The organism is Methylobacterium sp. C33D, from assembly GCF_053345825.1.
This window is the reverse complement of record NZ_JBKFAV010000017.1, coordinates 37,595-62,091: the sequence shown is the minus strand read 5'-3', so window position 1 is coordinate 62,091 and position 24,497 is coordinate 37,595. Positions and strand designations below refer to the sequence as shown.

26 protein-coding genes, 1 tRNA gene and 1 pseudogene are annotated in these 24,497 nt (G+C 72.8%); 15 read left to right on the top strand and 13 right to left on the bottom strand.

The window, feature by feature from the left end; all coding sequences use genetic code 11:
* Positions 1-33 precede the first annotated feature (33 nt).
* A complete protein-coding gene (locus ACLBXO_RS15425; protein WP_331319025.1) occupies positions 34-966 on the top strand; it encodes a LysR family transcriptional regulator in 933 nt (310 codons plus the stop codon).
* A gap of 13 nt (positions 967-979) precedes the next feature.
* Here ACLBXO_RS15425 and ACLBXO_RS15420 read toward each other — a convergent pair whose 3' ends face one another.
* Positions 980-1,696 (bottom strand): SDR family oxidoreductase, encoded by a 717-nt coding sequence (locus tag ACLBXO_RS15420; RefSeq protein WP_447685871.1) that lies wholly within the window; start codon positions 1,694-1,696, stop codon positions 980-982.
* Between the two features lie 37 nt (positions 1,697-1,733).
* Positions 1,734-2,408, bottom strand: a complete 675-nt coding sequence (locus tag ACLBXO_RS15415; protein ID WP_447685870.1) for a peroxiredoxin-like family protein — start codon at positions 2,406-2,408, stop codon at positions 1,734-1,736.
* A 120-nt stretch (positions 2,409-2,528) separates the two neighbouring features.
* Between ACLBXO_RS15415 and ACLBXO_RS15410 the strand changes: the two genes are divergently transcribed.
* Complete coding sequence (locus tag ACLBXO_RS15410; RefSeq protein WP_447685869.1) at positions 2,529-3,434, top strand: LysR family transcriptional regulator; 906 nt, start codon at positions 2,529-2,531, stop codon at positions 3,432-3,434.
* A 97-nt stretch (positions 3,435-3,531) separates the two neighbouring features.
* Positions 3,532-4,302 (top strand): enoyl-CoA hydratase/isomerase family protein, encoded by a 771-nt coding sequence (locus ACLBXO_RS15405; RefSeq protein WP_331319017.1) that lies wholly within the window; start codon positions 3,532-3,534, stop codon positions 4,300-4,302.
* 68 nt (positions 4,303-4,370) lie between these two features.
* Here ACLBXO_RS15405 and ACLBXO_RS15400 read toward each other — a convergent pair whose 3' ends face one another.
* Both ACLBXO_RS15400 and ACLBXO_RS15395 read right to left on the bottom strand, forming a co-directional pair.
* Positions 4,371-5,351 (bottom strand): alpha/beta fold hydrolase, encoded by a 981-nt coding sequence (locus tag ACLBXO_RS15400; RefSeq protein WP_447685868.1) that lies wholly within the window; start codon positions 5,349-5,351, stop codon positions 4,371-4,373.
* 302 nt (positions 5,352-5,653) lie between these two features.
* On the bottom strand, positions 5,654-6,571 hold the full coding sequence (locus ACLBXO_RS15395) for a LysR family transcriptional regulator (protein WP_447685867.1): 918 nt from the start codon (positions 6,569-6,571) through the stop codon (positions 5,654-5,656).
* Positions 6,572-6,700: 129 nt separating this feature from the next.
* Between ACLBXO_RS15395 and ACLBXO_RS15390 the strand changes: the two genes are divergently transcribed.
* Positions 6,701-7,555, top strand: coding sequence for an alpha/beta fold hydrolase (locus ACLBXO_RS15390; RefSeq protein ID WP_447685866.1), 855 nt, complete (start codon positions 6,701-6,703; stop codon positions 7,553-7,555).
* On the opposite strand, the pseudogene ACLBXO_RS15385 reads toward ACLBXO_RS15390, so the two are convergent.
* Positions 7,552-7,655, bottom strand: a pseudogene (locus tag ACLBXO_RS15385) (IS481 family transposase); the annotation flags it as partial. The gene ACLBXO_RS15390 and the pseudogene ACLBXO_RS15385 overlap by 4 nt on opposite strands.
* Positions 7,656-7,792: 137 nt before the next feature.
* On the opposite strand from ACLBXO_RS15385, the gene ACLBXO_RS15380 reads away from it, so the two are divergent.
* Both ACLBXO_RS15380 and ACLBXO_RS15375 read left to right on the top strand, forming a co-directional pair.
* Positions 7,793-8,002, top strand: a complete 210-nt coding sequence (locus ACLBXO_RS15380; protein ID WP_447685865.1) for a hypothetical protein — start codon at positions 7,793-7,795, stop codon at positions 8,000-8,002.
* 431 nt (positions 8,003-8,433) lie between these two features.
* Positions 8,434-8,712: a hypothetical protein gene (locus tag ACLBXO_RS15375; RefSeq protein ID WP_447685864.1), complete on the top strand. Its 279-nt coding sequence runs from the start codon at positions 8,434-8,436 to the stop codon at positions 8,710-8,712.
* Positions 8,713-9,073: 361 nt separating this feature from the next.
* Here ACLBXO_RS15375 and ACLBXO_RS15370 read toward each other — a convergent pair.
* Positions 9,074-9,149 (bottom strand) — tRNA-Glu (locus ACLBXO_RS15370).
* A 147-nt stretch (positions 9,150-9,296) separates the two neighbouring features.
* On the opposite strand from ACLBXO_RS15370, the gene cobU reads away from it, so the two are divergent.
* The 5 genes from cobU to ACLBXO_RS15345 all read left to right on the top strand — a co-directional run bounded on the left by cobU (position 9,297) and on the right by ACLBXO_RS15345 (position 13,633).
* Positions 9,297-9,854, top strand: a complete 558-nt coding sequence (gene cobU, locus ACLBXO_RS15365; protein ID WP_331318991.1) for a bifunctional adenosylcobinamide kinase/adenosylcobinamide-phosphate guanylyltransferase — start codon at positions 9,297-9,299, stop codon at positions 9,852-9,854.
* A complete protein-coding gene (cobO, locus tag ACLBXO_RS15360; protein ID WP_447685863.1) occupies positions 9,851-10,453 on the top strand; it encodes a cob(I)yrinic acid a,c-diamide adenosyltransferase in 603 nt (200 codons plus the stop codon). Before cobU ends, cobO begins: the two co-directional genes overlap by 4 nt.
* Before the next feature lie 35 nt (positions 10,454-10,488).
* The gene (locus tag ACLBXO_RS15355) at positions 10,489-11,931 is read left to right on the top strand and encodes a cobyric acid synthase (protein ID WP_447685862.1); all 1,443 of its coding nucleotides are present in this window, start codon (positions 10,489-10,491) and stop codon (positions 11,929-11,931) included.
* Positions 11,932-12,008: 77 nt separating this feature from the next.
* The gene (locus tag ACLBXO_RS15350; RefSeq protein WP_331318988.1) at positions 12,009-13,355 is read left to right on the top strand and encodes an MFS transporter; all 1,347 of its coding nucleotides are present in this window, start codon (positions 12,009-12,011) and stop codon (positions 13,353-13,355) included.
* A gap of 101 nt (positions 13,356-13,456) precedes the next feature.
* Positions 13,457-13,633, top strand: coding sequence for a hypothetical protein (locus ACLBXO_RS15345; RefSeq protein WP_010687019.1), 177 nt, complete (start codon positions 13,457-13,459; stop codon positions 13,631-13,633).
* Between the two features lie 30 nt (positions 13,634-13,663).
* Here the strand turns inward: ACLBXO_RS15345 and ACLBXO_RS15340 are convergent, their stop codons facing one another.
* Both ACLBXO_RS15340 and cbiB read right to left on the bottom strand, forming a co-directional pair.
* Entirely contained in the window at positions 13,664-14,578 is a 915-nt protein-coding gene (locus ACLBXO_RS15340; RefSeq protein ID WP_447685861.1) for an NAD(P)-dependent oxidoreductase, read from the bottom strand.
* Between the two features lie 178 nt (positions 14,579-14,756).
* A complete protein-coding gene (cbiB, locus tag ACLBXO_RS15335; protein WP_447685860.1) occupies positions 14,757-15,752 on the bottom strand; it encodes an adenosylcobinamide-phosphate synthase CbiB in 996 nt (331 codons plus the stop codon).
* Here cbiB and cobD point away from each other — a divergent pair.
* Positions 15,744-16,778 (top strand): threonine-phosphate decarboxylase CobD, encoded by a 1,035-nt coding sequence (gene cobD / locus ACLBXO_RS15330; RefSeq protein WP_447685859.1) that lies wholly within the window; start codon positions 15,744-15,746, stop codon positions 16,776-16,778. The genes cbiB and cobD overlap by 9 nt on opposite strands.
* Here the strand turns inward: cobD and ACLBXO_RS15325 are convergent.
* Positions 16,771-17,946 (bottom strand): MFS transporter, encoded by a 1,176-nt coding sequence (locus ACLBXO_RS15325; protein ID WP_331318941.1) that lies wholly within the window; start codon positions 17,944-17,946, stop codon positions 16,771-16,773. The two genes, cobD and ACLBXO_RS15325, sit on opposite strands and share 8 nt — an antisense overlap.
* A 333-nt stretch (positions 17,947-18,279) precedes the next feature.
* Between ACLBXO_RS15325 and ACLBXO_RS15320 the strand changes: the two genes are divergently transcribed.
* The 3 genes from ACLBXO_RS15320 (at position 18,280) to ACLBXO_RS15310 (ending at position 21,766) form a co-directional block, all read left to right on the top strand.
* Positions 18,280-18,471 carry a hypothetical protein gene (locus ACLBXO_RS15320; RefSeq protein ID WP_331318939.1) on the top strand — a complete coding sequence of 64 codons (192 nt, stop codon included), beginning with the start codon at positions 18,280-18,282 and terminating at the stop codon, positions 18,469-18,471.
* Positions 18,472-18,722: 251 nt separating this feature from the next.
* Positions 18,723-20,132 carry a malonyl-CoA decarboxylase gene (locus ACLBXO_RS15315; RefSeq protein WP_447685858.1) on the top strand — a complete coding sequence of 470 codons (1,410 nt, stop codon included), beginning with the start codon at positions 18,723-18,725 and terminating at the stop codon, positions 20,130-20,132.
* Between the two features lie 116 nt (positions 20,133-20,248).
* Entirely contained in the window at positions 20,249-21,766 is a 1,518-nt protein-coding gene (locus ACLBXO_RS15310; protein WP_447685857.1) for a malonate--CoA ligase, read from the top strand.
* A 175-nt stretch (positions 21,767-21,941) separates the two neighbouring features.
* Here the strand turns inward: ACLBXO_RS15310 and ACLBXO_RS15305 are convergent, their stop codons facing one another.
* The 4 genes from ACLBXO_RS15305 to ACLBXO_RS15290 form a co-directional block, all read right to left on the bottom strand.
* On the bottom strand, positions 21,942-22,769 hold the full coding sequence (locus tag ACLBXO_RS15305) for a hypothetical protein (RefSeq protein ID WP_447685856.1): 828 nt from the start codon (positions 22,767-22,769) through the stop codon (positions 21,942-21,944).
* A gap of 110 nt (positions 22,770-22,879) precedes the next feature.
* Complete coding sequence (locus ACLBXO_RS15300) at positions 22,880-23,251, bottom strand: DUF3618 domain-containing protein (protein ID WP_020095580.1); 372 nt, start codon at positions 23,249-23,251, stop codon at positions 22,880-22,882.
* Between the two features lie 5 nt (positions 23,252-23,256).
* Positions 23,257-23,694 carry a phage holin family protein gene (locus ACLBXO_RS15295; RefSeq protein WP_331318933.1) on the bottom strand — a complete coding sequence of 146 codons (438 nt, stop codon included), beginning with the start codon at positions 23,692-23,694 and terminating at the stop codon, positions 23,257-23,259.
* Positions 23,695-23,698: 4 nt separating this feature from the next.
* Entirely contained in the window at positions 23,699-24,232 is a 534-nt protein-coding gene (locus ACLBXO_RS15290; RefSeq protein WP_331318931.1) for a hypothetical protein, read from the bottom strand.
* Positions 24,233-24,497: the final 265 nt, after the last annotated feature.

Here is a 24,497-nt window from a genome sequence, read left to right as displayed (position 1 = left end):
GTCAGATCATTCCGGACCCGGAGTCATGGAACGATGCCGTACGATGGCCGGCTGCTCGCCGGCGTGACGATCCTGATGGCGGTGGTCGAGGCCGGGACCATGACCCGGGCCGCCGAGGCCCTCGGGCTCACCCAGTCCGGCGTCGGTCGCGCCATCCAGCGCCTGGAGGCGCGTGTCGGCGTGCGCCTGCTCGACCGCACGACCCGGACCTTGCGGCTCACCGACGAGGGGCGACGCTTCTGGGAGCGGGTCGGCCCGCATCTCGACGGGATCGAGGCCGCGGCCCTGGAGGCGGCGGGCAGCGCTCAGGCGGTGCGCGGCCGCCTGCGGGTGAATGTCGACCCGTTCTTCTCGCGCCTGGTCCTGTCGCGGCAACTGGCGCACTTCCTCGCGATCCATCGCGAACTGCGGCTCGAACTGATCATGCGCGATCAGATCGGCGACCTCGTCGCCGACGGGTTCGATATGGCGCTCCGGTTCGGGGATCCACCGCTGGCGGGCTTCACCGCGCGCAAGCTCCTGGAGACGCGGATCCTGACGGTCGCGGCGCCGGCATACCTGGCTGCGCATGGCCGCCCCGCGCACCCGCGCGACCTCCGCGACCATGCCTGCATCGACTATCAGGATCCGTTGACGGGCCGTCCCTTCGCCTGGGAGTTTCGCCGCGGCGACGAGGTCGTGCCGGTGCGGCAGGCGGCGCGCCTGATGGTGTCGGACGTCGAGACGATGATCGGCGCCTGCTGCGAGGGCGCGGGGATCGCGCAGGTGATGCAGCTCGGCAGCCGGAACATCGTAGCGAGCGGCAAGCTCGTCGAGATCTTCCCGGATTGGCCCGACGAGACCTTCCCCCTGTACGCGATCTACCCGTCGCGCCAGCATCGCGCCGCCAAGGTCCGCGCCTTCACCGAATGGTGCCTGCAACTGGTCGGCGGCGACAACGCGCTCGCGACCGCCGCGACCCGGTGAGCCGCGCCCGGGGCTACAGCGCCGCCCGGCCGATCGAGGCACCGCCGTCGACGTAGAGCGTCTGCCCCGTCATGAACGCCGCCCCGTCCGACATCAGGAACGCGATGGCCGCTGCGATCTCCTCCGGCCGTCCGAAGCGGCCCATCGGCACCCCGGCGAGATAGCGCGTCTCGCCCTCGCTGCCCGGCGGGTTGTTCGCCCGGAACAGCTCGGTCTCGGTCGGGCCCGGCGCGACCGCGTTGACGGTGATCCCGGTCGTGGCGAGCTCGAGCGCCCAGGAGCGCGTGAAGCTGACGAGCGCGGCCTTCGCGGCCGCGTAGGCCGTGCGCTCGACGCTGCCGAGGACGGTCAGGCTGGCGATGTTGACCACCCGGCCCCAGCCGCGCTGGCGCATGCCCGGCAGGGTCGCCTGCACGGTCTGGACCGCCGGGTGGAGGTTGACGCGCAGGACCTCGTCCAGCGCGGGGATCTCGACCGCCCCGAGCCGCTGCGGCCGGACCAGTCCGACATTGTTGACCACGCCGTCGAAGGCGAAGCGTCCGGTCAGGTCCGCGAGGACCGCGTCGGTGGCGTCGCCGTCGGCGAGGTCGACCGGCACGAGCGTTCCGGGGAAGCCGTCGAGACCGCGGCGCGCGATGCCGACGACGTGGTGGCCCTCACCGGCGAGACGGTGGGCCAGCGCCAGCCCGATGCCCTTGCTGGCACCGGTCACGAGAAAGGTACGGGACATCCTGGATCTCCTCAGGGTCGTGGGTCCGTCGACGGGGTCAGGCAGCGATTGAGGCGGCGCGGCGGAGCGCCGGCAGCATGTCCGCGGGCTCGGGGCGGCGGGTGTAGTCGGGGTTCACCTCGGCGTAGAGGATCACGCCGTCCTGCCCGACGACGAAGCGTCCGGGCATCGGCAGGGTCCAGCTCGCGTCGCCGTTGAACGCCGGCAGGTCGTTCTTGAGGCTCTTGTAGAGGTCGACCAAGTAGTCGGGCAGGGCGAAGCGCAGGCCGAACGCGGCCGCGACGTCGTTGTGCGGGTCCGACAGGATCGGGAAGCCGAGCGCGTTCTGGCGGACCGATTTCCGGCTGTTGGCCGCCGTCTGCGGCGAGATGGCGACGAGGCTTGCGGCCAGGTGTTCGAATCGCGGCAGCGCTTCTTGGAGCGCCTGGAGCTCCATGTTGCAGTAGGGGCACCACACGCCGCGATAGAAGCTGATCACGAGCGAGCCGCGGTCCAGCAGGGTCACCGAGGAGACGGGCTGACCCTCCGGATCGTTGAGCCTGAAGGCCGGAGCCCGGTCGCCGGCCCTGAGGGCGCGGGCCGCCGCGCCGGAGGCGATCAGCTCCGCGGTGGCCCGGTGCATCGTCCGGATCACCGAGGGCGGGACGTTGTAGGGGGGCTTGCCGGCCTCGAAGTCGGCCTTGAACGCGTCGAGCTCGGATTGCAGGGTCATGGTGCGGCTTCCGGATGCATCACCGCGGCGGCGCGGCGCGGACGACCGGAGTGATGCGCCTCCCCCGATAGACAGGGCAGGCGGCCCAGGGCGATAACGCTCATTCCAGGGAGGAATGGCGTGGACCGGTATCAGGCGATGGCCACCTTCGTACGGGTCGTCGAGACCGGCTCCTTCTCGGGCGCCGCCCGGCTCCTGAACGTCGGCCAGCCTGCCGTCTCCAAGACGATCGCCCAGCTGGAGAACCGGCTGCAGGTCAGCCTGCTCGTCCGCTCGACCCATGGCCTGAGCCCCACGGAGGCGGGCCTGCGCTTCTACGAGCGGGCCCGGGCCGCCATCGCCGAGGCGGACGAGGCCGAGCGCGCGGCCCGCGGCGCGGGGGCCGGGCTCTCGGGCCGGCTGCGCGTCTCGGCGGCGACCACCTTCGCGCGGCTCCACGTGGTGCCGCTGCTACCGCGCTTTCTCGCCGCGCACCCGGACCTCGACATCGAGATCATCCTCGACGACCGGGTGATCGACCTCGTCAGCGCGGGGATCGACCTGTCGCTGCGCATGGGCGCCCTGCCGGACTCGACCGCCGTCGCGCGCAAGCTCGCGACCGGCGCGCGCTCGGTCCTCGCCACACCCGGCTACCTCGCCCGCGCGGGCGAGCCGCGCAGCCCGGCGGACCTGGCAGGGCACGAGGCGGTGATCTACAGCCAGCTGCCCGATGTCTGGTCCTTCACCCGGGACGGTGCCGCGGTGTCAGTCTCGGTCCATGGCCGCGTGCGGGTCAGCGCGGCCGAGGGCCTGCGGGCTGCGGTCCTGGCCGATATCGGACTCACCGTCACGTCGGACTGGATGTTCGCCCCCGAGTTGGCGAGCGGCGCGGTGCGGCGGCTGCTGGAGGCCTGGACGCTGCCCCCGATCGATCTCTGGGCGGTCTTCCCCACCGGCCGCATGGCCAGCGCCAAGGCACGGCTCTTCGCCGGCTTCGTCGAGGCAGCCATGGCCGAGACCGCGGCGGATCATTCCTCGGCGGCATAAGCCTTATCGCTCCGCGCCGTCATCCGTCGCCGGACGGAGCCGTCTACCTCGTCCTCACGCCGACCGAACGGGGCCGGCCACCACGAGGACAGCACCGATGGCCCGTTTCGACACCTACCGCGACGCCTTCCCCAACGCCCGCCTCACCCGCGAGCCGAACGGCGTGCTGGAGGTCATGCTCCACACCGAGGGGGGCAAGCTCGTCTTCGACGGCCACACCCACGAGCAGTTCGTCGACCTGTTCCACGCCATCGGCGAGGACCGCGACAACCGGGCGGTGATCCTGACCGGGGCGGGCGACGCGTTCATGGACGCGATCAGCCCCGAGGGCTTCGATTTCTTCACGCCGCAGGGCTACGACAAGATCCTGCGGGAGGGCCGCAAGGTGCTGGGCAACATCCTCGACATCGAGGTGCCGATGATCAGCGCGCTCAACGGCCCGGTCCTGCTGCACAGCGAGTACGCGTTGCTGACCGACATCGTTCTGGCGACGCCCGAGACGGTCTTCCAGGACAAGCCGCACTTCGAATTCGGCATCGTGCCGGGCGACGGCATGCACATCCTGTGGCCCGAGGTGATCGGCTCGATCCGCGGGCGGTACTTCCTGCTGACGCGGCAGGTCCTGGACGCGCAGACGGCCAAGGATTGGGGCGTGGTCAACGAGATCGTGCCGCAAGACCGGCTGCTGGCCCGGGCGCACGAGATCGCGGACGGGATCGCCGCCCTGCCGCCGCTCACCGGCCGCTACACCCGGATCGCCCTGACGCAGCGCCTGCGCCGACTCGTCGAGGAGGGCACCGGCTACGGCCTCGCCCTGGAGGGCATCAGCGCCGCCGACGTGGCCCGGACCATGGCCGCCCAGGCCTGAGCGCACAGCCTCTCCGAACCACCCCACGGTGTGCCGGGTCCGCGAGGATGGCCCGGCGCGCCGGCGGTTCAGAAGTAGGCCCGGATCTCCCGGGCGATGTCATCCACGTTCGTTTCCAGGGCAAAGTGGCCGGTGTCCAGGAAGCGCACCCGTGCGTCCGGGATGTCGCGTTTGAACGCCTCGGCTCCCGGCGGGACGAAGAACGGGTCGTTGCGGCCCCATATCGCGAGGAGCTTCGGGCGGCGCTCGCGGAAGAAGGCCTGGACCAGCGGGTAGCGTTCCAAGTTGCGCTTGTAGTCGAGCTTGAGCGTGACTTGGCGGTCCGCGTTGCCTGGCCGGGCCAGGATGGCGGCGTCGAGCGTGTACGCCTCGGGCTCGATGACGGACGGGTCGGGCACCCCGTGGAAGTAGGGTGCCTTGACGCCGTCGAGGGTCATGCGGGCGCGGATGGACTCCACGGCGGCCTCGTTCGGCTTCGCCCAATAGGCCCTGAGAGGCGCCCAGGCCGCCTCGCCGAGACCCTCCAGGTAGGCGTTGCCGTTCTGGGACACGATGCCGGCGATGCGGTCGGGATGCGCGAGCGCCAGATCCCACCCCACCGGAGCCCCGTAGTCGAACGTGTAGAGGAGGTAGCGCCGGAGGCCGAGGACGTCGACGAAGGCCTCGATCGTTCGCGACAGCGACGCGAAGTCGTAGACGTAGCCGCGCTCGTCCGGGACCACCGTGAAGCCGAAGGACGGGAGATCCGGCGCGATCAGGCGAAACCGGTCCGCGAGCCTCGGCAGGAGATGGCGGAAGTAGAAGGACGAATTCGCGAAGCCGTGCAGCAGCAGGAACACAGGGGCATCGGGCCGGCCGGCCTCGCGATAGAAGACGTCCACGCCGTCGGCCCGGACCGTGCCGTGGCGGACTTCTACGACCCCGGCGGGCCGCGTTTCCGCCGCGTCGGTACCGACCGGGCCTAAGCCTGCCGCCATGACGCTGCCGGCGAGAATGCTCCGGCGCGTCGCTTGGGCACGCCCCTCTCGGAATGCCGTGTCCTGTCTCATCGCTCCACTCGCGTCCGTGCGGGCCGGGGAACGTCCGGATGGCTCGCCTCGCGACCGCGGATGGCGCGCATGTCGGGGAGAGGTGTACGCGCCATCGCCGCGATCCCCCGATCGTGCCGCGGCTCTCAGGCTCGGGACCGGACAGTGGGATCACGATGAACTCTCTCGGCACTCGCGAGAACACAGAGTTTTAGAAACTCAGCCTTACGGATTCCGAGAGATGGGTGGCCCGGCCTCCCTGACGTGGCCGGCCTTTCCTCACCCGGCGGACGGTCGTCCCAAGCCGACGGGTGCGCCGGCCTTCAGACGGGTGGAATGACGGCACCCAGGGACGCGCGGATGCGCGGCGTCGCGAAGTCGAGGAACGCCCGAAGCTTGAGCGGAAGGCGTCCGTGCCCGACATGGACCACGCTGACCGGGACCGGGTCGAGCTCGAACGACCGCAGCACGAGGACCTGTCGACCGGCGGCGACGAGGGGTGCCGCCTGGTACGACAGGACCTGCGTGAGCCCGACGCCGGCCGCCGCTGCGTCGAGCGCCGCCTCGGCCGTGTTGACCTGGAGGCGGGAGCGTACCCGGACCACCTGGACGGCCTGCCTATCGGGCGTGGCGAAGTGCCAGGCCGGGCCGGCGGCCAGGTCGCTGAAGGTCACGCACGGGATCTCGGCGAGGTCTGAAAGGGTCCGGGGCGTTCCGTGGGCGGAGAGGAAGTCGGGACTGCCGCAGACCACGCGCGTGACCGTGCCCAGCCGCGCCGTCACCAGGGCGCTGTCCGGGAGGTGCGAGATGCGGACCGCGATGTCCACGTGGTCCTCCACGAGGTCCAGGGCCCGGTCGGTGAGGACGAGGCGCACGGTTATGTCCGGGAACCGGGACAGGAACGCCGAGACCACCGGCAGGACGTGGAGCCGCCCGAAGACCAGCGGGGCCGTTATCGTCAACGCGCCCCGTGGCTCGGTGAACTCGCCCTTCACCGCCCGCTCGGTCTCCTCGACCTCGCCGAGCAGGCGTCGGCACGCCTCGATGTAAGCGACCCCCGCGTCGGTCGGGGTGAGCTTGCGAGTGGTGCGCACGATGAGCCGGGCACCGAGATAGGCTTCCAGGTCCGCGATTTTGCGGCTCACGCTGGGCAGGGGGATGCCGAGTCTCCGCCCGGCTGCCGACAGGCTTCCGGTCTCCACCGCGGCGACCAACAGGCTCATGGCCTCCAGCCGGTCCATGCCACCCTCTCGTTTTCGGCAACGATCACTCTCGGATAAGCCTGATTATCCCACGGTGAGCAAGTCGGTATTCAAGCGTCACCGACGGCGCGCAGCAGGGGCTGCGCCGGCCGGACCGGAGGGCAAACGATGACCGAGACTGCCTATCGCACCGTCGACGTCGACGAACATAAGGTCTTCTACCGGGAAGCTGGCGATCCGACGAAGCCGGCGCTCCTGCTGCTGCACGGCTTCCCCTCGTCCGGCCACATGTTCCGCGACCTGATCCCGCTGCTCGCGGACCGCTTCCACCTCGTCGCCCCCGACCTGCCGGGCTTCGGCCTGTCTGAGGTGAAGCCGCGCGACGTCTTCGCCTACACCTTCGACGCCCTCGCGAAGGTCGTCGGGCGCTTCACAGAGGTGATCGGGCTGAAGACCTACGCGCTCTACGTCTTCGATTACGGCGCGCCCACCGGCTTCCGCCTGGCCATGGCACATCCCGAGCGGGTGACCGCCATCGTCTCGCAGAACGGCAACGCCTACGAGGAAGGACTCAGCGAGGGCTGGAACCCGATCCAGCGCTACTGGCGCGACCGGAGCGACGCCAACCGGCAGGCCTTGCGCGAGCTGCTCACCCCCACCTCGATCCGCTGGCAGTACGAGCACGGCGTGCCGGACCCGTCTTCGGTCTCGCCGGACGGCAGCGCGTTGGACGCGTGGTACATCCAGCGGCCTGGGGTCGACGAAATCCAGCTCGACCTGTTCGGCGACTACGCCAGCAACGTGGCGCTCTACCCCGACTTCCAAGCCTATTTCCGCACGCACCGGCCGCGGCTGCTGGCGACCTGGGGCCGGAACGACCCGTTCTTCCTGCCGGCCGGCGCGGAAGCGTTCCGGCGCGACATCCCGGACGCCCAGGTCCGTTTCTTCGACACGGGGCATTTCGCCCTGGAGACGCATGCCAAGGACATCGCCGAAGCTATCGCGAGCTTCCTCAGGGCCTAGCTGTTCGGTCCCGGCATGTGGTGTAACGGATCGAGCCTGAAGCGTTCGGGCTCTCTCGTCCAGTGTGGCAGAAGAATTCGTAGGGCGTGAGGCCGCGCAGCCAGCCCCCGCAATCATCGCCAGCGGCGGTCCCGTGTCCCGTGCCGTCCAGGCCGGACGTGGCGAGCCGCTGCCAACCCGTCATCGCGATATCCGCACCCTCGTGGTCGCCGTGCTTTCCACCGAGGGCGCGCGCCCGTGATCAAGAAGAAGGAACTCAATCTCAGCTCCGGGCGGCACCTTCGCTTCGTGCTCGGTGTCGTGGAGGCGATCGACCTGCTCGTTGAGAGCGACAAAGGCGTGAGCCTGCGGTGCATCCGCATCCTCGCTGACACCGCCAGCTTCCACGCTGCGCATCTGGTCGAGATCCTTGAGATGACGGAAGAAGCGGAGGCGACGTTCCGATGAGCGCCCCCGGATCCCGTCGCGGCTTCCTCCGCGGCCTCGTTTCGCTTCCCCTGGTCGGGGGCGGCGTGACGCTCATCGGGGCTCCGTCTGCAGCAGCCCTTCCCAAGACGCCGGCCCTGCTGAGGGCCTACGCCGATTGGCTCGCCGTGGAAGTATGGCGAGGCGCTGATTGAACCGGACGTCCTCGGTGCGACGGACAAGCCGCTGAGGGTTGCGCTCGCTGTCGAGCAATCCCGCCGGGGATGGTGCCGGGACAACGGCATCCTGAACCCGCCGAGCGGCAGCGGCAGGCGCTTTGAGTGCGCACCTGCCGCTGCCCCGTCCACCCGCGCGGCTGTCGAGTTAGCGGCGGTCAACGGCGATTGGCGGGAGGGCTAATCATGGCTCTAGCGCCTCAGCATGTCCGGCTGGCGGCCAAGGATGGTCGCCGGGTGGGCAGGATCAAAAAGGGGGCGCGCCAAGCCGCTGATCCTGCCATGGAAATTGCCCGCTTACGGCGAACCTTGGATGAGATCAGGAAGCAGGCAAGAACGTCAATCGCCGCGGCGATGGAAGTGCTGAACGCGGCCTTCACCGCTGTGTGTGGAACCGACCGGTTGGCGGCGCGGGCTCTCGTGCCTGAGGCTCTTATCGAATGCCGCTTCGCGCTCGGCGCTCATCTTGTCGTCCGCCCTTGCGCGTTGGCCGAGGAGGGCTCGCTATGCGCCTGACAGTCGGCAATGGTGGTCCGTCCAGTCCATCATCGGACGGTACGAGCCCGCCGCTCATAACGGTCTGATTGGGGGTTTGAATGACACCCCTTCCGCCAGGGGGGTAGCGGCTCGCGCCCCCCCTTGGCATCCACGCCCGCCGTTCAGCTTGGTTCGGACTGAGGAAGACGGGTGCGCGAGCGGGGCTTAAGCTGCCAGCAAGCTCGGCAATAGGTGGCGGGCGTTGCCGGTTCATGTCCGCCATCACAGCCGCCGCTCGCGTCCCCGGTGCGGGCGACAGAGTCCGCCACTGTATAGGTGCGTTTACGGGACATTCGTTGGACATGCCCGCGGCCAACACAAGCTAAGTGCTTGAAAACCCTGGCGCGCCCTACGGGAATCGAACCCGTGTTTTCGCCGTGAAAGGGCGACGTCCTGGACCGCTAGACGAAGGGCGCTCTGGCTGGGCCGGGGTTCTATAATCGGACCGGAGACGCCCGGCAACCGTCCAGGCGCGGCACAGGTGCCACAGGTCCCGAGTTTGCGGGTCCTGGATCTGTCGGTCCTGCGTTTGACCGCGCGCCGGGTTGGGGCGATGGAGAGCCATGCCCCAGCCCACTCCTCGCATGACCCTCGTCCTCGGCGGGGCGCGGTCCGGCAAGAGCGCCTACGCGGAGGGGCTGATCGAGACCTGTCCCGGCCCGTGGCTCTATCTCGCCACCGCCCAGGCCTTCGACGACGAGATGGTCGACCGCATCGCCCAGCACCGCGCGCGGCGCGGCGGCGCCTGGCGCACCCGCGACGTGCCGCTCGCCCTGCCGGAGGCGGTCGCCGAGGCCGATGGACCGGTCCTGGTCGACTGCCTCACGCTCTGGCTCACCAACCTGATCCTGGCGGAGGCCGACGTGGCTCAGGCGACGGCGCGGCTCCTCGCCGCCTGCGCCGGCGCCCCGGGCCCGCTCGTGCTGGTCGGCAACGAGGTCGGGCTCGGGATCGTCCCCGACAACGCCCTCGCCCGGCGCTTCCGCGACGCCGCCGGCCGCCTCCACCAGCAGCTCGCCGCGCGGGCCGACCGGGTCGTGCTCACCGTGGCCGGCCTGCCGCTGGTCGTGAAGCCGCCGGCCCCGCAGACACAAGCCCCCCCGACAGGAGCCTCCGCATGACCGACGACGCCGCGCGCCACCGGGAGAAGATGGAGAAGCGCAAGGCCGTCCAGGACGCCGAGGTGGCCGCCAAGACCCTCGAGAAGGGCCTCCTCCTCGTCCATACCGGCCCCGGCAAGGGCAAGAGCACCGCGGCCCTGGGGCTGATGCTGCGGGCGCTCGGCCGCGGCTGGCGGGTCGGCATGGTGCAGTTCATCAAGGGCGGCTGGGACACGGGCGAGCGCCACGCCGTGGCGGCCTTCGGCGACCGGGTCGCGTGGCACACCCTCGGGGAGGGGTTCACCTGGGAGACCCAGGACAAGGCCCGGGACATCGCCGCCTGCCGCCACGCCTGGGACGTCGCCGCCGCGCTGATGGCCGATCCCACGATCCGCCTGCTCGTCCTCGACGAGCTCAACATCGCGCTGCGCTACGACTACCTCGACCTCGACGCGGTGCTGGCCGCCCTGCGCGCGCGCCGGCCGGACCTGCACGTCGTGGTCACCGGCCGCAACGCCAAGCCGGCCCTGGTCGAGGCCGCCGACCTCGTCACCGAGATGGGCAGCGTCAAGCACCACTTCGCCGCCGGCGTGAAGGCGCAGGAAGGGATCGAGTTCTGAGCCCGCCGCGCGCGAAGGCGCCCAAGAAGGCCCTGATGATCCAGGGCACCGGCTCCGATGTCGGGAAGTCGCTGATCGTGGCGGGGCTGGCGCGCGCCTTCACCGAGCGGGGCCTGAGGGTCCGGCCGTTCAAGCCGCAGAACATGTCGAACAACGCCGCCGTCACCGCCGACGGCGGCGAGATCGGCCGGGCGCAGGCGCTCCAGGCCCGCGCCGCCCAGGTGGCGCCCTCCGTGCACATGAACCCGGTCCTGCTGAAGCCGCAGAGCGAGGTCGGCTCCCAGGTTGTGGTGCAGGGCCGGATGGTCGCCACCGTGAAGGCGCGCGACTACCAGGCCTGGAAGCCCCGGCTGATGTCCGCCGTCCTCGACAGCTTCGCGCGCCTCGCGGAGGAGGCCGACCTCGTCCTCGTCGAGGGCGCGGGCTCGGCCTCCGAGGTCAACCTGCGCGCGGGCGACATCGCCAATATGGGCTTCGCCCGGGCCACCGACACGCCGGTGGTGCTGGTCGGCGACATCGACCGGGGCGGCGTGATCGCGAGCCTCGTCGGCACGCGGGCGGTGATCGACCCGGAGGACGCCGCGCTGATCGCCGGCTTCCTCGTCAACCGGTTCCGGGGCGATCCGAGCCTGTTCGCCGACGGCATGCGGCTGATCGCCGAGCGGACCGGCTGGGCGGCGCTCGGCCTCGTGCCGCACTTCCCCGACGCGGCGCGCCTGCCGGCCGAGGACGTGCTGGGACTGGCGGGCTCCGACGCGCGCGGGCCCGGAGCCCTCACGGTGGCGGTGCCGGTGCTCCCGCGCATCGCCAATTTCGACGATCTCGACCCCCTGCGGGCCGAGCCCGGCATCTCCGTGGTCCTGGTCCGGCCCGGCACGCCGATCCCCGCCGGGGCCGCCCTCGTGCTGCTGCCGGGCTCCAAGACGACGATCGACGACCTGGAGGCTTTCCGCCGCGAGGGCTGGGACGTCGACCTGCGCGCCCATGTCCGCCGGGGCGGCCGGGTGCTCGGCCTGTGCGGCGGCTACCAGATGCTCGGAAGAAGCCTCGCCGATCCGCACGGGATCGAGGGGGCGCCGCGCACCGTGCCGGGCCTCGGGCTCCTCGACGTCGACACCGTGATGTCGCCGGAGAAGCGCCTCGCCGCCGTCACCGGCACGAGCCTGCCCGACGGCGTTCCGTTCTCCGGCTACGAGATGCATATCGGCACGACCGCGGGGCCCGACGCGGACCGGCCGCTGCTGCGCCTCGCCGACGGGCGCCCGGACGGGGCGGTCTCGGCGGACGGGCGCGTGGCCGGGACCTACGTCCACGGCCTGTTCGCCGACGACGCCCAGCGGGCGGCGTGGCTCGCGCGCCTCGGCACCGTCTCGGCGGGCGCCGGCTACGAGGCCGGGGTCGAGGCGGCCCTCGACGGCCTCGCGCGACACATCGCGGCCCATGTCGACTGCGACCGGCTCCTGGCGCTTGCCCGGTAGGCGGCGCCTGAGCCAGGGATTACTCTGTGTAATGCCGGCCCCGCCACGAAGGGCCGCACCGCCCGGAGGAACGCCCCATGCCGCCCACGCCGTCCCCCGCCGGGGAGGATCTCGCCGCGAGCACCGTCCGGACCGTGACCCTGCGGCTCATGCCGCTCCTCGGCCTGCTCTACCTGATCGCCTATATCGACCGGCAGAACGTCTCCTACGCCAAGCTGGAGATGGTCGGCAGCCTCGGCCTCTCCGAGACCGCCTACGGGCTCGGGGCCTCGCTGTTCTTCCTCGGCTACTTCCTGTTCGAGGTGCCGGCCAACGTCTTCCTGGAGCGGGTCGGCGCGCGGATCTGGTTCGCCCGGATCATGATCACCTGGGGGATCGTCACCGTCCTGCTGGGCTTCACCCAGGGCACGGCGATGTTCTACGTGCTGCGCTTCCTGCTCGGCGTCGCCGAGGCGGGCTTCTTCCCCGGCGTGCTGTTCGCCCTGACCCTGTGGTTCCCGCAAGCGCACCGGGCGCGGATGGTCGGCTGGTTCATGATCGCGAGCGCGATCGCCAACGCGGTCGGCGCGGCGGTCGGCGGCGCGCTGCTCGGCCTCGACGGGCTCCTCGGCCTCCAGGGCTGGCAGTGGGTGTTCCTGGCCACCGGCGCGCCGGCGATCCTCATGGCCGCGGTGGTGCTGTTCGTCCTCCCGGACGGCCCCGAGACCGCGCCCTGGCTGTCGCAGGCCCAGCGCGACTGGCTCGCCCGCACGCTCCGGGCCGAGCGCGAGGACGGCGGCCACGTCGACCACGGCAACCCGTTCGCGGCGCTCCTCGACCGGCGGGTGCTGATGCTCGCCGGGGTCTACGTCTCCCTGCCGCTCGCCGCCTACGGCCTCGGCTACTGGCTGCCGACCGTGGTCAAGGGCTTCGGCGTCTCGAACCTCACCAACGGCTTCCTCAACATCATCCCGTGGCTCGCCACGGCCTTCGCCCTGTGGTGGGTGCCGCGCCACGCCGCCCGCACGGGGGCGCAGGGCAACGCGCTGACCTGGCACGTGGTCGGGCCGGCGCTGGTCGGGGCGGCGGGCCTGGCCCTCAGCGTCGTCCTGCCGGGCAATGCCGTGAAGTTCGCCTGCCTGTGCGTGGCCGCGGCCGGGACCTTCGCGGCCCAGCCGGTCTTCTGGTCGATGCCCGGGACGTTCCTGCGCGGCGCCTCGGCGGCCGCCGGGATCGCGGCGATCAACTCGGTCGGCAATCTCGGCGGCTTCGTCGCCCAGAACGCCGTGCCGTTCATCCGCGATCAGACCCGGAGCGACCTCGTGCCGATGCTGTTCCTGGCCGCCTGCCTGGCCCTGGGCGCCGGACTCATGTTCGTGGTGCTCTCCGCCCTGCGCCGCGACGCGGCGCGGCGGGCGGTGCCGACGGCCGCGAGACCGGCCTGAACACGGCACGGATTCGTGCGTTATCCTTCCTCAGGCCGGCTCGTCCGGCAAGATGATGCAGACCCGCAAGCCCGCGGGCCATCGTCGAGGAGGGCACCGCGATGAGTCAGGGATTTCCGCTCATGATCCTCGCCTTCGGGACGCTCGGCGGCATCTGGTTCCTGGCCGCCGCGGCCCGGAAGCAGGTCGCCGACGCGAAGGGCAGCCCGGAGCGCTCCAGCGTGATCCACCACCACGGCGGCGAGCCGCGCCCGAACATGCAGGGCACCGAGCACTGACGCGACCGCGGCGTCCCCGCCGCGCGTCCGTCAGCCCGCCGCGATCCGCCGGCAATGGTCGAGGGCGGCGCCGATCAGGTTGTCGCTGGCCTCGGGCGTGCGGAACGCCGAGTGCGCCGACAGGGTGACGGTGGGCAGGCTCGCCAGCGGGTGATCCGCCGGCAGGGGCTCGACCGTGAACACGTCGAGCCCGGCCCGCGCCACGTGGCCGGCGCGCAGGGCCTCGACCAGGGCGGCCTCGTCCACCACCGCCCCGCGGGCGGTGTTGATCAGCATCGCGCCGGGCTTCATCGCGGCGATCCGCGCGGCCGACAGGAACCCGCGCGTCGCGTCGGTCAGGAGCAGGTGGAGCGAGACCACGTCGCTCTCCGCGAGCAGGTGCTCGAGCGGGACGAAGTCGACGCCGGGATGGGTCTTCGGAGTCCGGTTCCAGGCGAGCACCCGCATGCCCGCGCCCCGGCACAGCCGCGCCATCTCGGCGGCGATCCCGCCGAACCCGACGAGGCCGACGGTCTTGCCGGTGAGCTGGATGCCCTCCGTGCGCAGCCAGGATCCGGCGCGCATCGCCCGGTCCATCTCGGGCAGGCCGCGGGCGGCGGCCCACATCAGCGCGAAGGCGCACTCGGCGACCGCCGTGTCGCCGTAGCCCTTGATGGTGTGAACGCTGACGCCGAGCGCGTCCCGGAGCGCCTCCGGGTCCATGTAGCTGCGGGCGCCGGTGCCGAGGAACACGACGTGCTTCAGGCCCGCGCAGGCCCGGGCCACGTCGAGGGGGAGGGCGGTGTGGTCGATCACCGCGGTCTCGGCGCCGTCGAGGATGGCGGGCAGATCCTGCGGCGCGATGCCGGGATCCGCGTGGATCGCGAAGGGCGGGTCGTCGGGCCGCAGCAGCCGCCGGGCCACCGCCGCCAGGGTCTCGCTGGCATCCACGAACACGGCGCGCATCGGCGTCTCCCTCATCCAGTCCCGTCCGGCCACGATGCGTCCGGTGCGCGGACCGTGCCAAGGCCCGATCGAACGGCGCTCCGTCTCGGCGAGCGGCGCGGAGCCAGCCAGGGCAGCGGGCGCCCCGTCCGCGTGGCGCGGCTGGATTGCTTCGCTCCGCTCGCGAAGACGGCGTGGCTCAGCCCGTGAGCGACAGGCAGAGCCCGAGGAGCGCCAGCACGAGCCCGCCCTGGAGCCAGCAGGCCGTCCGGTAGAGGGTCAGGGCCCGGGCGATGTCGTCGGCCGTGGCCGCGTCCCGGCCGTCGCCCATATGGGCGTCCGGGACGAGGGTCCCGTCGTAGACCCGCGGCCCCGCGAGCCGCAGGCCGAGCGCCCCGGCCATGGCGGATTCGGGCCAGCCGGCATTCGGCGAGCGGTGCCGGCGCGCGTCCCGGGCCATGGCCCGGAGCGCCCCGCGCGCGTCGGCGCCGCGCAGGGCGGCCGCCCCGGCGATCAGCAGGCCCGCGAGCCGGGAGGCCGGGAGGTTCACGCCGTCGTCGAGCCGGGCCGCCGCCCAGCCGAAGGCCGCGTAGCGCGGGCTGCGGTGGCCGATCATGCTGTCGGCGGTGTTGATCGCCTTGTAGAGGGCGCCCCCCGGCAGGCCGAGGCAGCCGATCCAGACGGCCGGCGCCACGATCCCGTCGGAGAAGTTCTCCGCCAGGCTCTCGATCGCGGCGCGGCAGACCGCCGCCTCGTCGAGGCGGTCGGGGTCGCGCCCCACGATCATCGCCACGGCCCGGCGCCCGGCCTCCAGGCCGCCCGCGCGCAGGGCCGTCTCCACGGCGGCGACGTGCTGGTGCAGGCTGCGCTGCGCCGGCAGGCTCGCGCTGAGCAGGCCGAGGAGGAGCAGGGCGGGGAGGGGGCCGGCGAGCCCCGCCAGCGCCGCGACGGCGAGGGCGGCCGAGCCCACCGCGGCGAGGAGCAGCGCCAGCGCGGCGCAGCCGGCGATCCGCCGCCGGCGCGGCGAGCCGCGGTTGAGACCGCGCTCCAGGACGGCGATCAGCCGGCCGATCCAGGTGACAGGGTGACCGGCCGCCCTGTAGAGCGCGTCGGGATAGCCGGCCGCCGCCTCGATCCCGAGGGCGACGGCGAGGACGGCGAGCGTGTCGGCGAACGTACCGGGCAGATGGACCATTCGGTGTGGAGCGTTCCCGCGCGTGAGGCCGCCCCGATCGCGCATGGCGGCGATCTCGGCGGACTCCGACAAGCCTTTCCCGACGCGCCGGAGCCCTGGCTCGACCTCTCGACGGGGATCAACCCGGTCCCCTATCCCGTGCCCGCCCTGGAGGCCAGCGCCTGGGCGCGGCTGCCCGAGGCCGCGGAGGTTCGGGCACTCCGGGAGGCCGCCGCCGCGGCCTACGGCGCGCCGGACGCCGACCACGTCGTGCCCGCGCCCGGCACGCAGATCCTGATCGAGACCCTGCCCCGGCTCCTGGCCCCGACCCGGGTCGCGGTGGTCGGGCCGACCTACGCCGAGCACGCCGCCGCCTGGGCGCGGGCCGGGCACGCGGTGGCGGAGGTTCCGAGCGTCGACGCCCTCGGCGAGGCCCGGGTGGCGGTGATCGTCGATCCCAACAACCCGGACGGGCGGACCCATCCCCTGGCCGAGCGCCGGGCGCTCGCCGCGGCGCTCGGTCGGCGCGGCGGCCTGCTCGTCGCCGACGAGGCCTTCGCCGACCTGGAGCCGGTGGAGAGCCTGTGCCCGCACGTCGCCGCACCGGACTTGGTGCCGGGCACGGTGGTCCTGCGCTCCTTCGGCAAGACCTACGGGCTCGCCGGCCTGCGCCTCGGCTTCGCGGTCGCCGAGCCCGGCACGGCGGCCCGGATCGCCGCGGCGCTGGGCCCCTGGGCGGTGTCGGGCCCGGCCCTGGCGATCGGGCGCGCGGCCCTGTCGGACGCGGGCTGGCGCGCTGAGGCCGCCCGGGACCGCGCGGCGGACGCGGGCCGCCTCGACCGGTTGATCGCCCGGGGCGGCGGCCGAGTCGTCGGCGGCACCTGCCTGTTCCGGACCGCCGACTTCCCCGACGGGCCGGACCTCTACCGGCGGCTGGCGGCGTCCGGGATCGCGGTGCGGCGCTTCGCCGGGCGCCCCGAGCGCCTGCGCTTCGGCCTGCCGCCCGACAGGGCGGGCTGGTGCCGGCTGTCGCGGGTGCTCAGGTAGGCCGCGCCCCCGGCGGGTGCGGGTCGCGGGCCGCCACGATGACGGCCAGCGCCGAGAAGGCGAGGCCGACCGCGCAGACGCCCGGCCATCCCACGAGCAGGAAGGCCTGCGAGCCGGCATAGGCGCCGAGCGCCCCGAACACGAACAGGGTGGTGAACAGCACGGTGTTGATGCGGCCGCGCGCGCCCGGGACCAGCGCGTAGGCGCGGGTCTGGTTGGCGATGAGCGCGCCGTTCATGCCGATGTCGATGAGCAGCACGCCGAGCGCCACCGCGGCGAGCGACCACGTGCCCCCCGCCCAGAGCACGACGAAGGACAGGGCGACCAGCAGGCTGCCGCCGAGGACGACGGGCTTCGCCCCCCGCCGGTCGGTGAAGCGGCCCGAGATCGGCGCCACGAAGGCGCCGCAGACGCCGATCACCCCGAACAGCCCGGCCCCGGCCGCGGTGAGGCCGAAGGGCGGCCCCTCGACCAGCAGGGCCAGGGTCGCCCAGAAGGCGTTGAAGCCCGCGAACAGCAGCGCCTGCGACAGGCTCGCCGTGCGCAGGACCGGCTGGGTGCGGGCGAGGTGGAGGATCGACAGCATCAGGGCGCGGTAGCGCAGCGGGTGCGTCTGCACCGTGTGGGGCAGGGTGGCCCGCGCGATGCCCGCCATGGCGAGCGCCAGCACGGACGCGACCAGGAAGACCGGCCGCCAGCCGAGATGCGCCCCCAGGAAGCCGCTCGCCGTGCGGGCGAGCAGGATGCCGGTGAGGAGCCCGGTCATGACCTGGCCGACGATCCGCCCGCGGCTCGCGTCCGGGGCGAGCTCGGCCGCGAACGGGACCGCCTGCTGGGCCGCGCAGGACAGCACGCCGACCACCAGATGGGCGAGCGCGAGGCAGGCGAGGTTCGGCGCGAGGCCCACGGCGAGCAGGGCCAGGGCGAGGCCGAGGCACTGCCCCACGATCAGGGCGCGGCGCGGCAGGGCGTCGCCGAGCGGCACGAGCCCGACGATGCCGAGCCCGTAGCCGACCAGGGCCGTGGTCGGCACCCACAGGGCGGCGCGGTCGCCGAACTCGGCCACGATCAGGCCGAGCAGCGGCTGGTTGTAGTAGATGTTGGCCACGGCCCCGCCGGCGATCAGCGTCAGGCCGAGCCGGGCCTTCGCGTCGAGGGGTGCGGTCACGGCCGGGTCGGGGGCAGGCGGGTGGGCCGCCGCGGGAGAACCATGGTCGGGTCCGTGTGGGGAGGGCGATCGGAGCGGCGAGCGATACGGGCGGAGCGCGCCGCCGGGCAAGCTGCGGCGATGCATCCCTGCCGGGACGCTCGGGGCCCCTTCACCGGAGCCGGCGGCGCACCATATGCATCAGACGCAGCCGGCGCCGCCCGCATGCCGGCGGGCGCCGCGACCGATGCGCCGGGCGCCGAGCCTCGCGGGGTTTTCGGACCGGACTACGAACGAGAGGGCGGTTTCGTTCCGTACGGACGGCGCCGGGGCCGCCGCAGCAGGGAGTACGGGATGCCGAACTACCGCGTCGACTTCGCCAAGGAGATCCTCGGGGTGCCGTTCACGATCGGCACGGTCGCGATCGCGCGGGCCCGCGACCCCGAGCGCGCCCGCCGCGCCGCGGAGCTGCGCTTTGCCCGCCAGCACGGCGTCGGCGACTGGCGCGAGCGGGCGGACCTCGCCACCGTGGCCGAGCGGCTCTGACGACCGCCCGGCCGGACCCGTCGCGCGGCCCCACCCGTCACACGATCTTCGTGCCGCTCCCGCACTCTGGGATCCCCGCGTCGGCGACCGGTCAAGCTCTGGTCGCGGCGGCCGCGGCGCCGTAGAATGGCGGGCGGACCGGGACGCCCGCCGGCGTCCCGGTCCGGTTCCGTCCGCGCCCGACCGGCGAGCCGGCGTCGCGGGACCGGACACGTCTCGAATCCGGGTCGACGGGAGTCAGTGCGAAGGTCATGGCGGCGATCTCCTTCTTCGGCGACCTGCTTCAGACCATCAGCGAGCGCGGCCGCGACCTGATCGGGATCGGGCGCGGCGACATGGGGTCCCGGGCGAGCGCCGGCGACCTCGTGAAGCTCTGCGAGGACCTGATCTCCCGACGCGGCGAGGCCTCCGGGGTGGCGCTGGCCCGCCTGATCCTCGACCGCTACGCGAGCTTCGGCCAGGCGGAGCGCCACGCCTTCCTGCGGGCCATCGCCCTCGACTTCGACGCGGACCACGCCGCCGTCGACGAGGCGATCGCCGCCTACCGCGCCGCCCCCTCCCGCGCCCGGCTCGGCAGCCTGCACGAGGCCGCCGAGCCGCGCAGCCAGGAGCTGATCCGCCGGCTCAACCTCGCCCGCGGCGGCACGCTCAGCCTCGTGCGGATGCGCGAGGACCTGTTCGACCTGCGCCGGGCGCTGCGCGCCGGCGACGCGGCCGATCCCGCCCTGATGGACGCCGTCGACAGCCTCGACTGCGACTTCGAGCACCTGTTCGCCTCGTGGTTCAACCGCGGCTTCCTGGTGCTGCGGCACATCGACTGGACGACGCCGGCGCACATCCTGGAGAAGATCATCCGCTACGAGGCGGTGCACGCCATCTCCGGCTGGGACGACCTGCGCGCCCGCATCGAGCCGCCGGACCGGCGCTGCTTCGCGTTCTTCCACCCGGCGCTCGCCGACGAGCCGCTGATCTTCGTGGAGGTGGCGCTCACCGGAGAGATCGCCGCGGCGATCGCGCCGATCCTGTCGCAGGAGCGCAAGCCGCTGCAGCCGCAGGCCGCCACCACGGCGGTGTTCTACTCGATCTCGAACTGCCAGAAGGGCCTCGCCGGCGTGACCTTCGGCAACTTCCTGATCAAGCAGGTGGTCGAGGACCTGACCCGCGAGGTCCCCACGCTCAAGACCTTCGTGACGCTCTCGCCGGTGCCGGGCTTCGCCGCGTGGCTGGCGCGGGAGCGCCGGGCCGACAGCCCCCAGGGCCTGCTGCCCGAGGATGTCGAGACCCTGCGGGCGCTGGACGACCCGGCCTGGTCGGCCGACAAGGCCCGGGCCGAGACGGTGCGCCGGGCGCTGATCCCGGCCGCGGCCGCCTATTTCCTGCGCGCCAAGAACGAGCGCGGGCGCCCCCTCGACCCGGTGGCCCGGTTCCATCTCGGCAACGGCGCGCGCCTCGACCGGATCAACTTCCTGGGCGACACCTCCAAGAAGGGGCTGGCGCAGTCCCACGGGCTGATGGTCAACTACCTCTACGACCTCGCCGCCATCGAGCGGAACCACGAGACCTACGCCAATCTCGGCACCGTGGTGGCGGCCCCGGCGGTGACCCGGGAGCTGCGCGCCAAGCTGCCGCCGCCCCGGGCCGTGGTGCTCGCCGAGGCGTAGGCGTCGCGACTCACCGGACCGCGCGGACGACGCGCCGCCGGAAAGGGCTCGCCGAGGGGGCCTCCGGGCGGTTATGGGTGCGCGCGACCCATAGCCCGTGATAGCCCAGCCTCACGATGACGAACCACCTCTTCTCCCTGGTGCGGGACGGTGCCGCCGATCCCGTCAAGACCGTGATCGAGACGCCGGACGGGCGCCGCTACGCGTACGCGGACCTGATCGCCCGCTCCGGCGCCTACGCGGCGGCCCTGCGGGCGGCGGGCGTCGCGCCCGGCGACCGGGTGGCCGTGCAGGTCGAGAAGAGCCCCGAGGTGATCTTCCTGTATCTCGGCGCGGTCCGGGCCGGCGCCGTGTTCCTGCCGCTCAACACCGCCTACACCCCGGCGGAGATCGGCTACTTCCTGGGCGACGCCGAGCCGACCGTGTTCGTCTGCGACCCGGGCCGGCGCGACGCGCTCGCCGAGGCCGCCGCCGGCGTCCGGCAGGTCTGGACCCTCGACGGGGCGGGCGGCGGCAGCGCCGCGGAGGCCGCTGACCGGGCGGCGACGGCGGGGCACGATTTCGCCGACCTGACCCGGGGTCCGGAGGATCTCGCGGCGATCCTCTACACCTCGGGCACGACCGGGCGCTCCAAGGGCGCCATGCTGACCCACGACAACCTCGCGTCGAATGCCCGGACGCTGGTCGAGTACTGGCGCTTCACCGCCGACGACGTGCTGATCCACGCCCTGCCGGTGTTCCACACCCACGGCCTGTTCGTGGCGACCAACACGGTGCTGGCGAGCGGCGGCTCCATGCTGTTCCTGCCCCGGCTCGACCCGAAGCTGATCCTGAGCCTGATGCCGCGGGCGACCGCCCTGATGGGCGTGCCGACCTTCTACACCCGGCTCCTCAAGGAGCCGGGACTATCGCCGGAGGCGGCCAAGGGCATGCGCCTGTTCGTGTCGGGCTCGGCGCCGCTGCTCGCCGAGACGCACCGCGAGTGGCAGGCCCGCACCGGCCACGCCATCCTCGAGCGCTACGGCATGACCGAGACCAACATGAGCACCTCGAACCCCTACGCGGGGGACCGGGTCGCCGGCACGGTGGGCTTCCCCCTGCCGGGCGTGTCCCTGCGGGTGGTCGACCCCGAGACCGGCGCGGCCCTCGGGCCCGACGCGGTCGGCATGATCGAGGTGAAGGGCCCGAACGTGTTCCAGGGCTACTGGCGCATGCCCGAGAAGACCGCCGCCGAGTTCCGGGCCGACGGGTTCTTCATCACCGGCGACCTCGGCAAGGTCGACGGCCGGGGCTACGTCCACATCGTCGGGCGCGGCAAGGACCTGATCATCTCGGGGGGCTTCAACGTCTACCCGAAGGAGGTCGAGACCGAGATCGACGCCCTGCCGGGCGTGGTGGAATCCGCCGTGATCGGCCTGCCGCACCCGGATTTCGGCGAGGCCGTCACCGCCGTGGTGGTGGGCGGCGCCGGCTGCCCCGACGAAACCGGCGTGCAGGCCGCCCTGGAGGGCCGGCTCGCCAAGTTCAAATGCCCCAAGCGCGTCCTGTTCGTGGACGAGCTGCCGCGCAACACCATGGGCAAGGTCCAGAAGAACCTGCTCCGCGAGGCGCATGCGGGGCTGTATCGGGACTGACGCGCAGTCCCGTCAGAAGGGTCGACGGGAGCGAGGATCCGGCCACCGCGTCGTTGCGAGCGGAGCGAAGCAATCCAGGCGGCGCCACGCTGCTCAGCGTCGCGCAACTCCGGGGCACGTCGCCTCGCCCGGGATGACGGCGCCGAGGCCCCCACGGAGGGGCCTCGGCCACGGATCAGAGATTGTGCTGCGTCCGCTCGCCCTCGGGCGGGGTGTGGCCATCCGGATCGACCACCTTGCGGGCGGCGGCGTTGAGGTTGTCCGGATCGAGGGCGGTCTGGACGAACTCGCGGCCGATATTGGTCACCTCACGGGCGTAGCGCAGACCCTGGTCGCGAACCTCGTCGGCCCAGGGACCGATGCTCCGGTCCTCCTGGCGGGTGCGCGGCAGCAGCGCGCCGAGCAGCAGGCCCGCGGCCACGCCGACCACGCCGACGAGCAGCGGGTTGTCGTCCACGAAGCGCTCGACCGCGGTGCGGCCGCGGTTGATCCCCTCGATCCCCTGGTTGGTCAGGTCGTCCAGGGCCCGCATGTTGCGGCGATGGAGGGCGCCGGCCCGCTCCCGGGCATCGTCGTAGGCCGCGGCGGCGCGGTCGCGCGCCTGATCGGCCGCCCCGCCGAGGCGGTCGTTGATGTCGTCGGCGAGGCCCGACACGGTGCGCCGCGCCTGTCCGGCGAACTCCGTGGCCCGGTCGCCCGCCGCCCGGATGCCGTCCTTCGCGGCCGAAGCGGCGTCATGGGCAGCGTCATGGGCAGCATAATGGGCGGCGTCGTGCGCGGACGCGTCGTGCGAGCCCGTCGCCGCGCCGGGCCGGAGCGGGTCGTGCAGGCCGCGCGGATCGGGCCGGATGGTGAAGTCGCCCGCGGCCGTGCCGGGCGCGCCCGGGTCGCCGAAGCCGGCCGGATCCGGGCGCAGGCTCTTGTCGTCGGCGCCGTGCGGCATCCCCGCCGCGGCGGCGAGCTGCTCGGGGGTGCTGGAGGGGATACCCGGCTTGTCGGTCATGGCGCTGTCCTCAAATGTCGGTCTCGGCGGCCCGCCCTCGGCGCCGGTCTGCCCGGTCGTCCGGCCGGGCGCGCGCGGTGTCTCGTCCCGGATCCGGCCGGATCCGGTCCTCAGATCTCGGTCGTGTCCAGCGGATCGCGGGCCGGGCGGACCGTCGGGCGGTCGGGATCGTAGCCGCGGGCCGCGCCGGTGTTGAGGGTGGGCACGCGCTCGGCCGAGACCTCGGTGCGGCGGCGCTGGGCGTCGCGGGCCATCCGGTTGAACAGCAGGCCGACGCCCGCCGCGATCAGCAGCACCGGCACCGGGTTGCGGCGCACCGCCTCCAGGGCCGAATCGTAGGTGGTGTTCAGGGCCGGCACCCGCCGGGCATTGCCCAGCATCTCGTCCACGAGATTCGGCACCGAGAGCCGGCCCTGGATCCGGTCGATCGTGTCGTCGAGCCGGGCGCGGCTCTCCTCGATCTCCTTCTCGAGGTCGTTCATCGTACTCATCCGGACACGCGCTCCGAGAGGGCCTGGGCATCCTGGCGTACCTGGCGCGTGGTGCGCTTCGGGGCCAGGGTCGAGAGGGACAGGACGCTGCGCGCCCACAGGGCCATCCCGAGGGCGAGGAGCAGCAGCACGCCGCCGACGATCAGGGCGGAGAGCCATTCCGAGCCCACGATGGTGGCGAGCCACTTCACGAAGGCGCCGATCAGGACCAGCAGGGCGACCACCGCGAAGACCGCCGAGCCGACCATGCAGGCGAGTCCGACGATCAGCTGGCGGACGTTGCCGGCCATCTCGGCCCGGAACAGCGCGATCTCCTTGCGGGCGAGCTCGTTGGTCTCCCGCAGGGCGTCGCCGATCAGGCTCTGGATGCTGGAGGGGCCGGTGGACGGGTTCGAGGATGGGCCCGCCTGGCGCGGGTCGGAGCCGTGGGTCATGGCGTCAGGCCCGGAAGCTGTCGCGGGCGTCGCCGTCCGGCGCCTCAGGCGGGAGGCTCGACGACTTGATGAAGCGGGCGGCGATCAGGCCGGCCACGAAGGTCCCGACCGCCACCGCGACCGGCGCGCGCCGGGCGAAGGACTCGGCCTCGCTGTAGAACTCGCCGAGGCTGCGGCGCTCGATCGAGGAGCCGAGCTGCTCCAGCCCGTCGGCGGCGCTGTCGAAGAAGGCGCGGACATTCGGCTTGTCGCCGAGGTCGCGGCCAGAATTGCGGATCGTCTGCGCCAGGTCGTGGACCGACTGGGCGGCGTCGCTCTTGCGCTGCTCGACGTAGCTCTGCGCCTGCAGCCGGGCCGCGTCGAGCAGGCCGCGTCCGCGCTCGGCCGCCACGTCGGCGAGCCCCTCGACGTCGCCCTGCAGGGCGCGCCACTGCGCGCGCTCCTCCGCGGCGGTGTGAGGCGCGTCGTGCGACCCCGCGCGGTGCGGATCCGCGATCGGGTCCGCGGGGGTGCCTTGCGGTAACTCGTTGCCGGCCATCTCGAAAACACTCCTCGCGGCGCGGGGACGGGGCCGCTCGCGGCGACCGCGGGCCCCGCGATGGCTGAGTAACCGACTCGGCTGTCGCGGGTTCCGGTCCCTCTGCACCCTTCCGGTGCGCGCGGGGTCCGGCGCGGCACCGCTCAGTCCCCGTTCAGGCAAGGTCTGCCAGAACCGCCACGCTTGCACAACGCTCGCACAACGCCCGCACGGGGCGACCGCCCGGGACGGAGGGGCCGCCCTGTCCCGGAACGGCAGGGCCTCG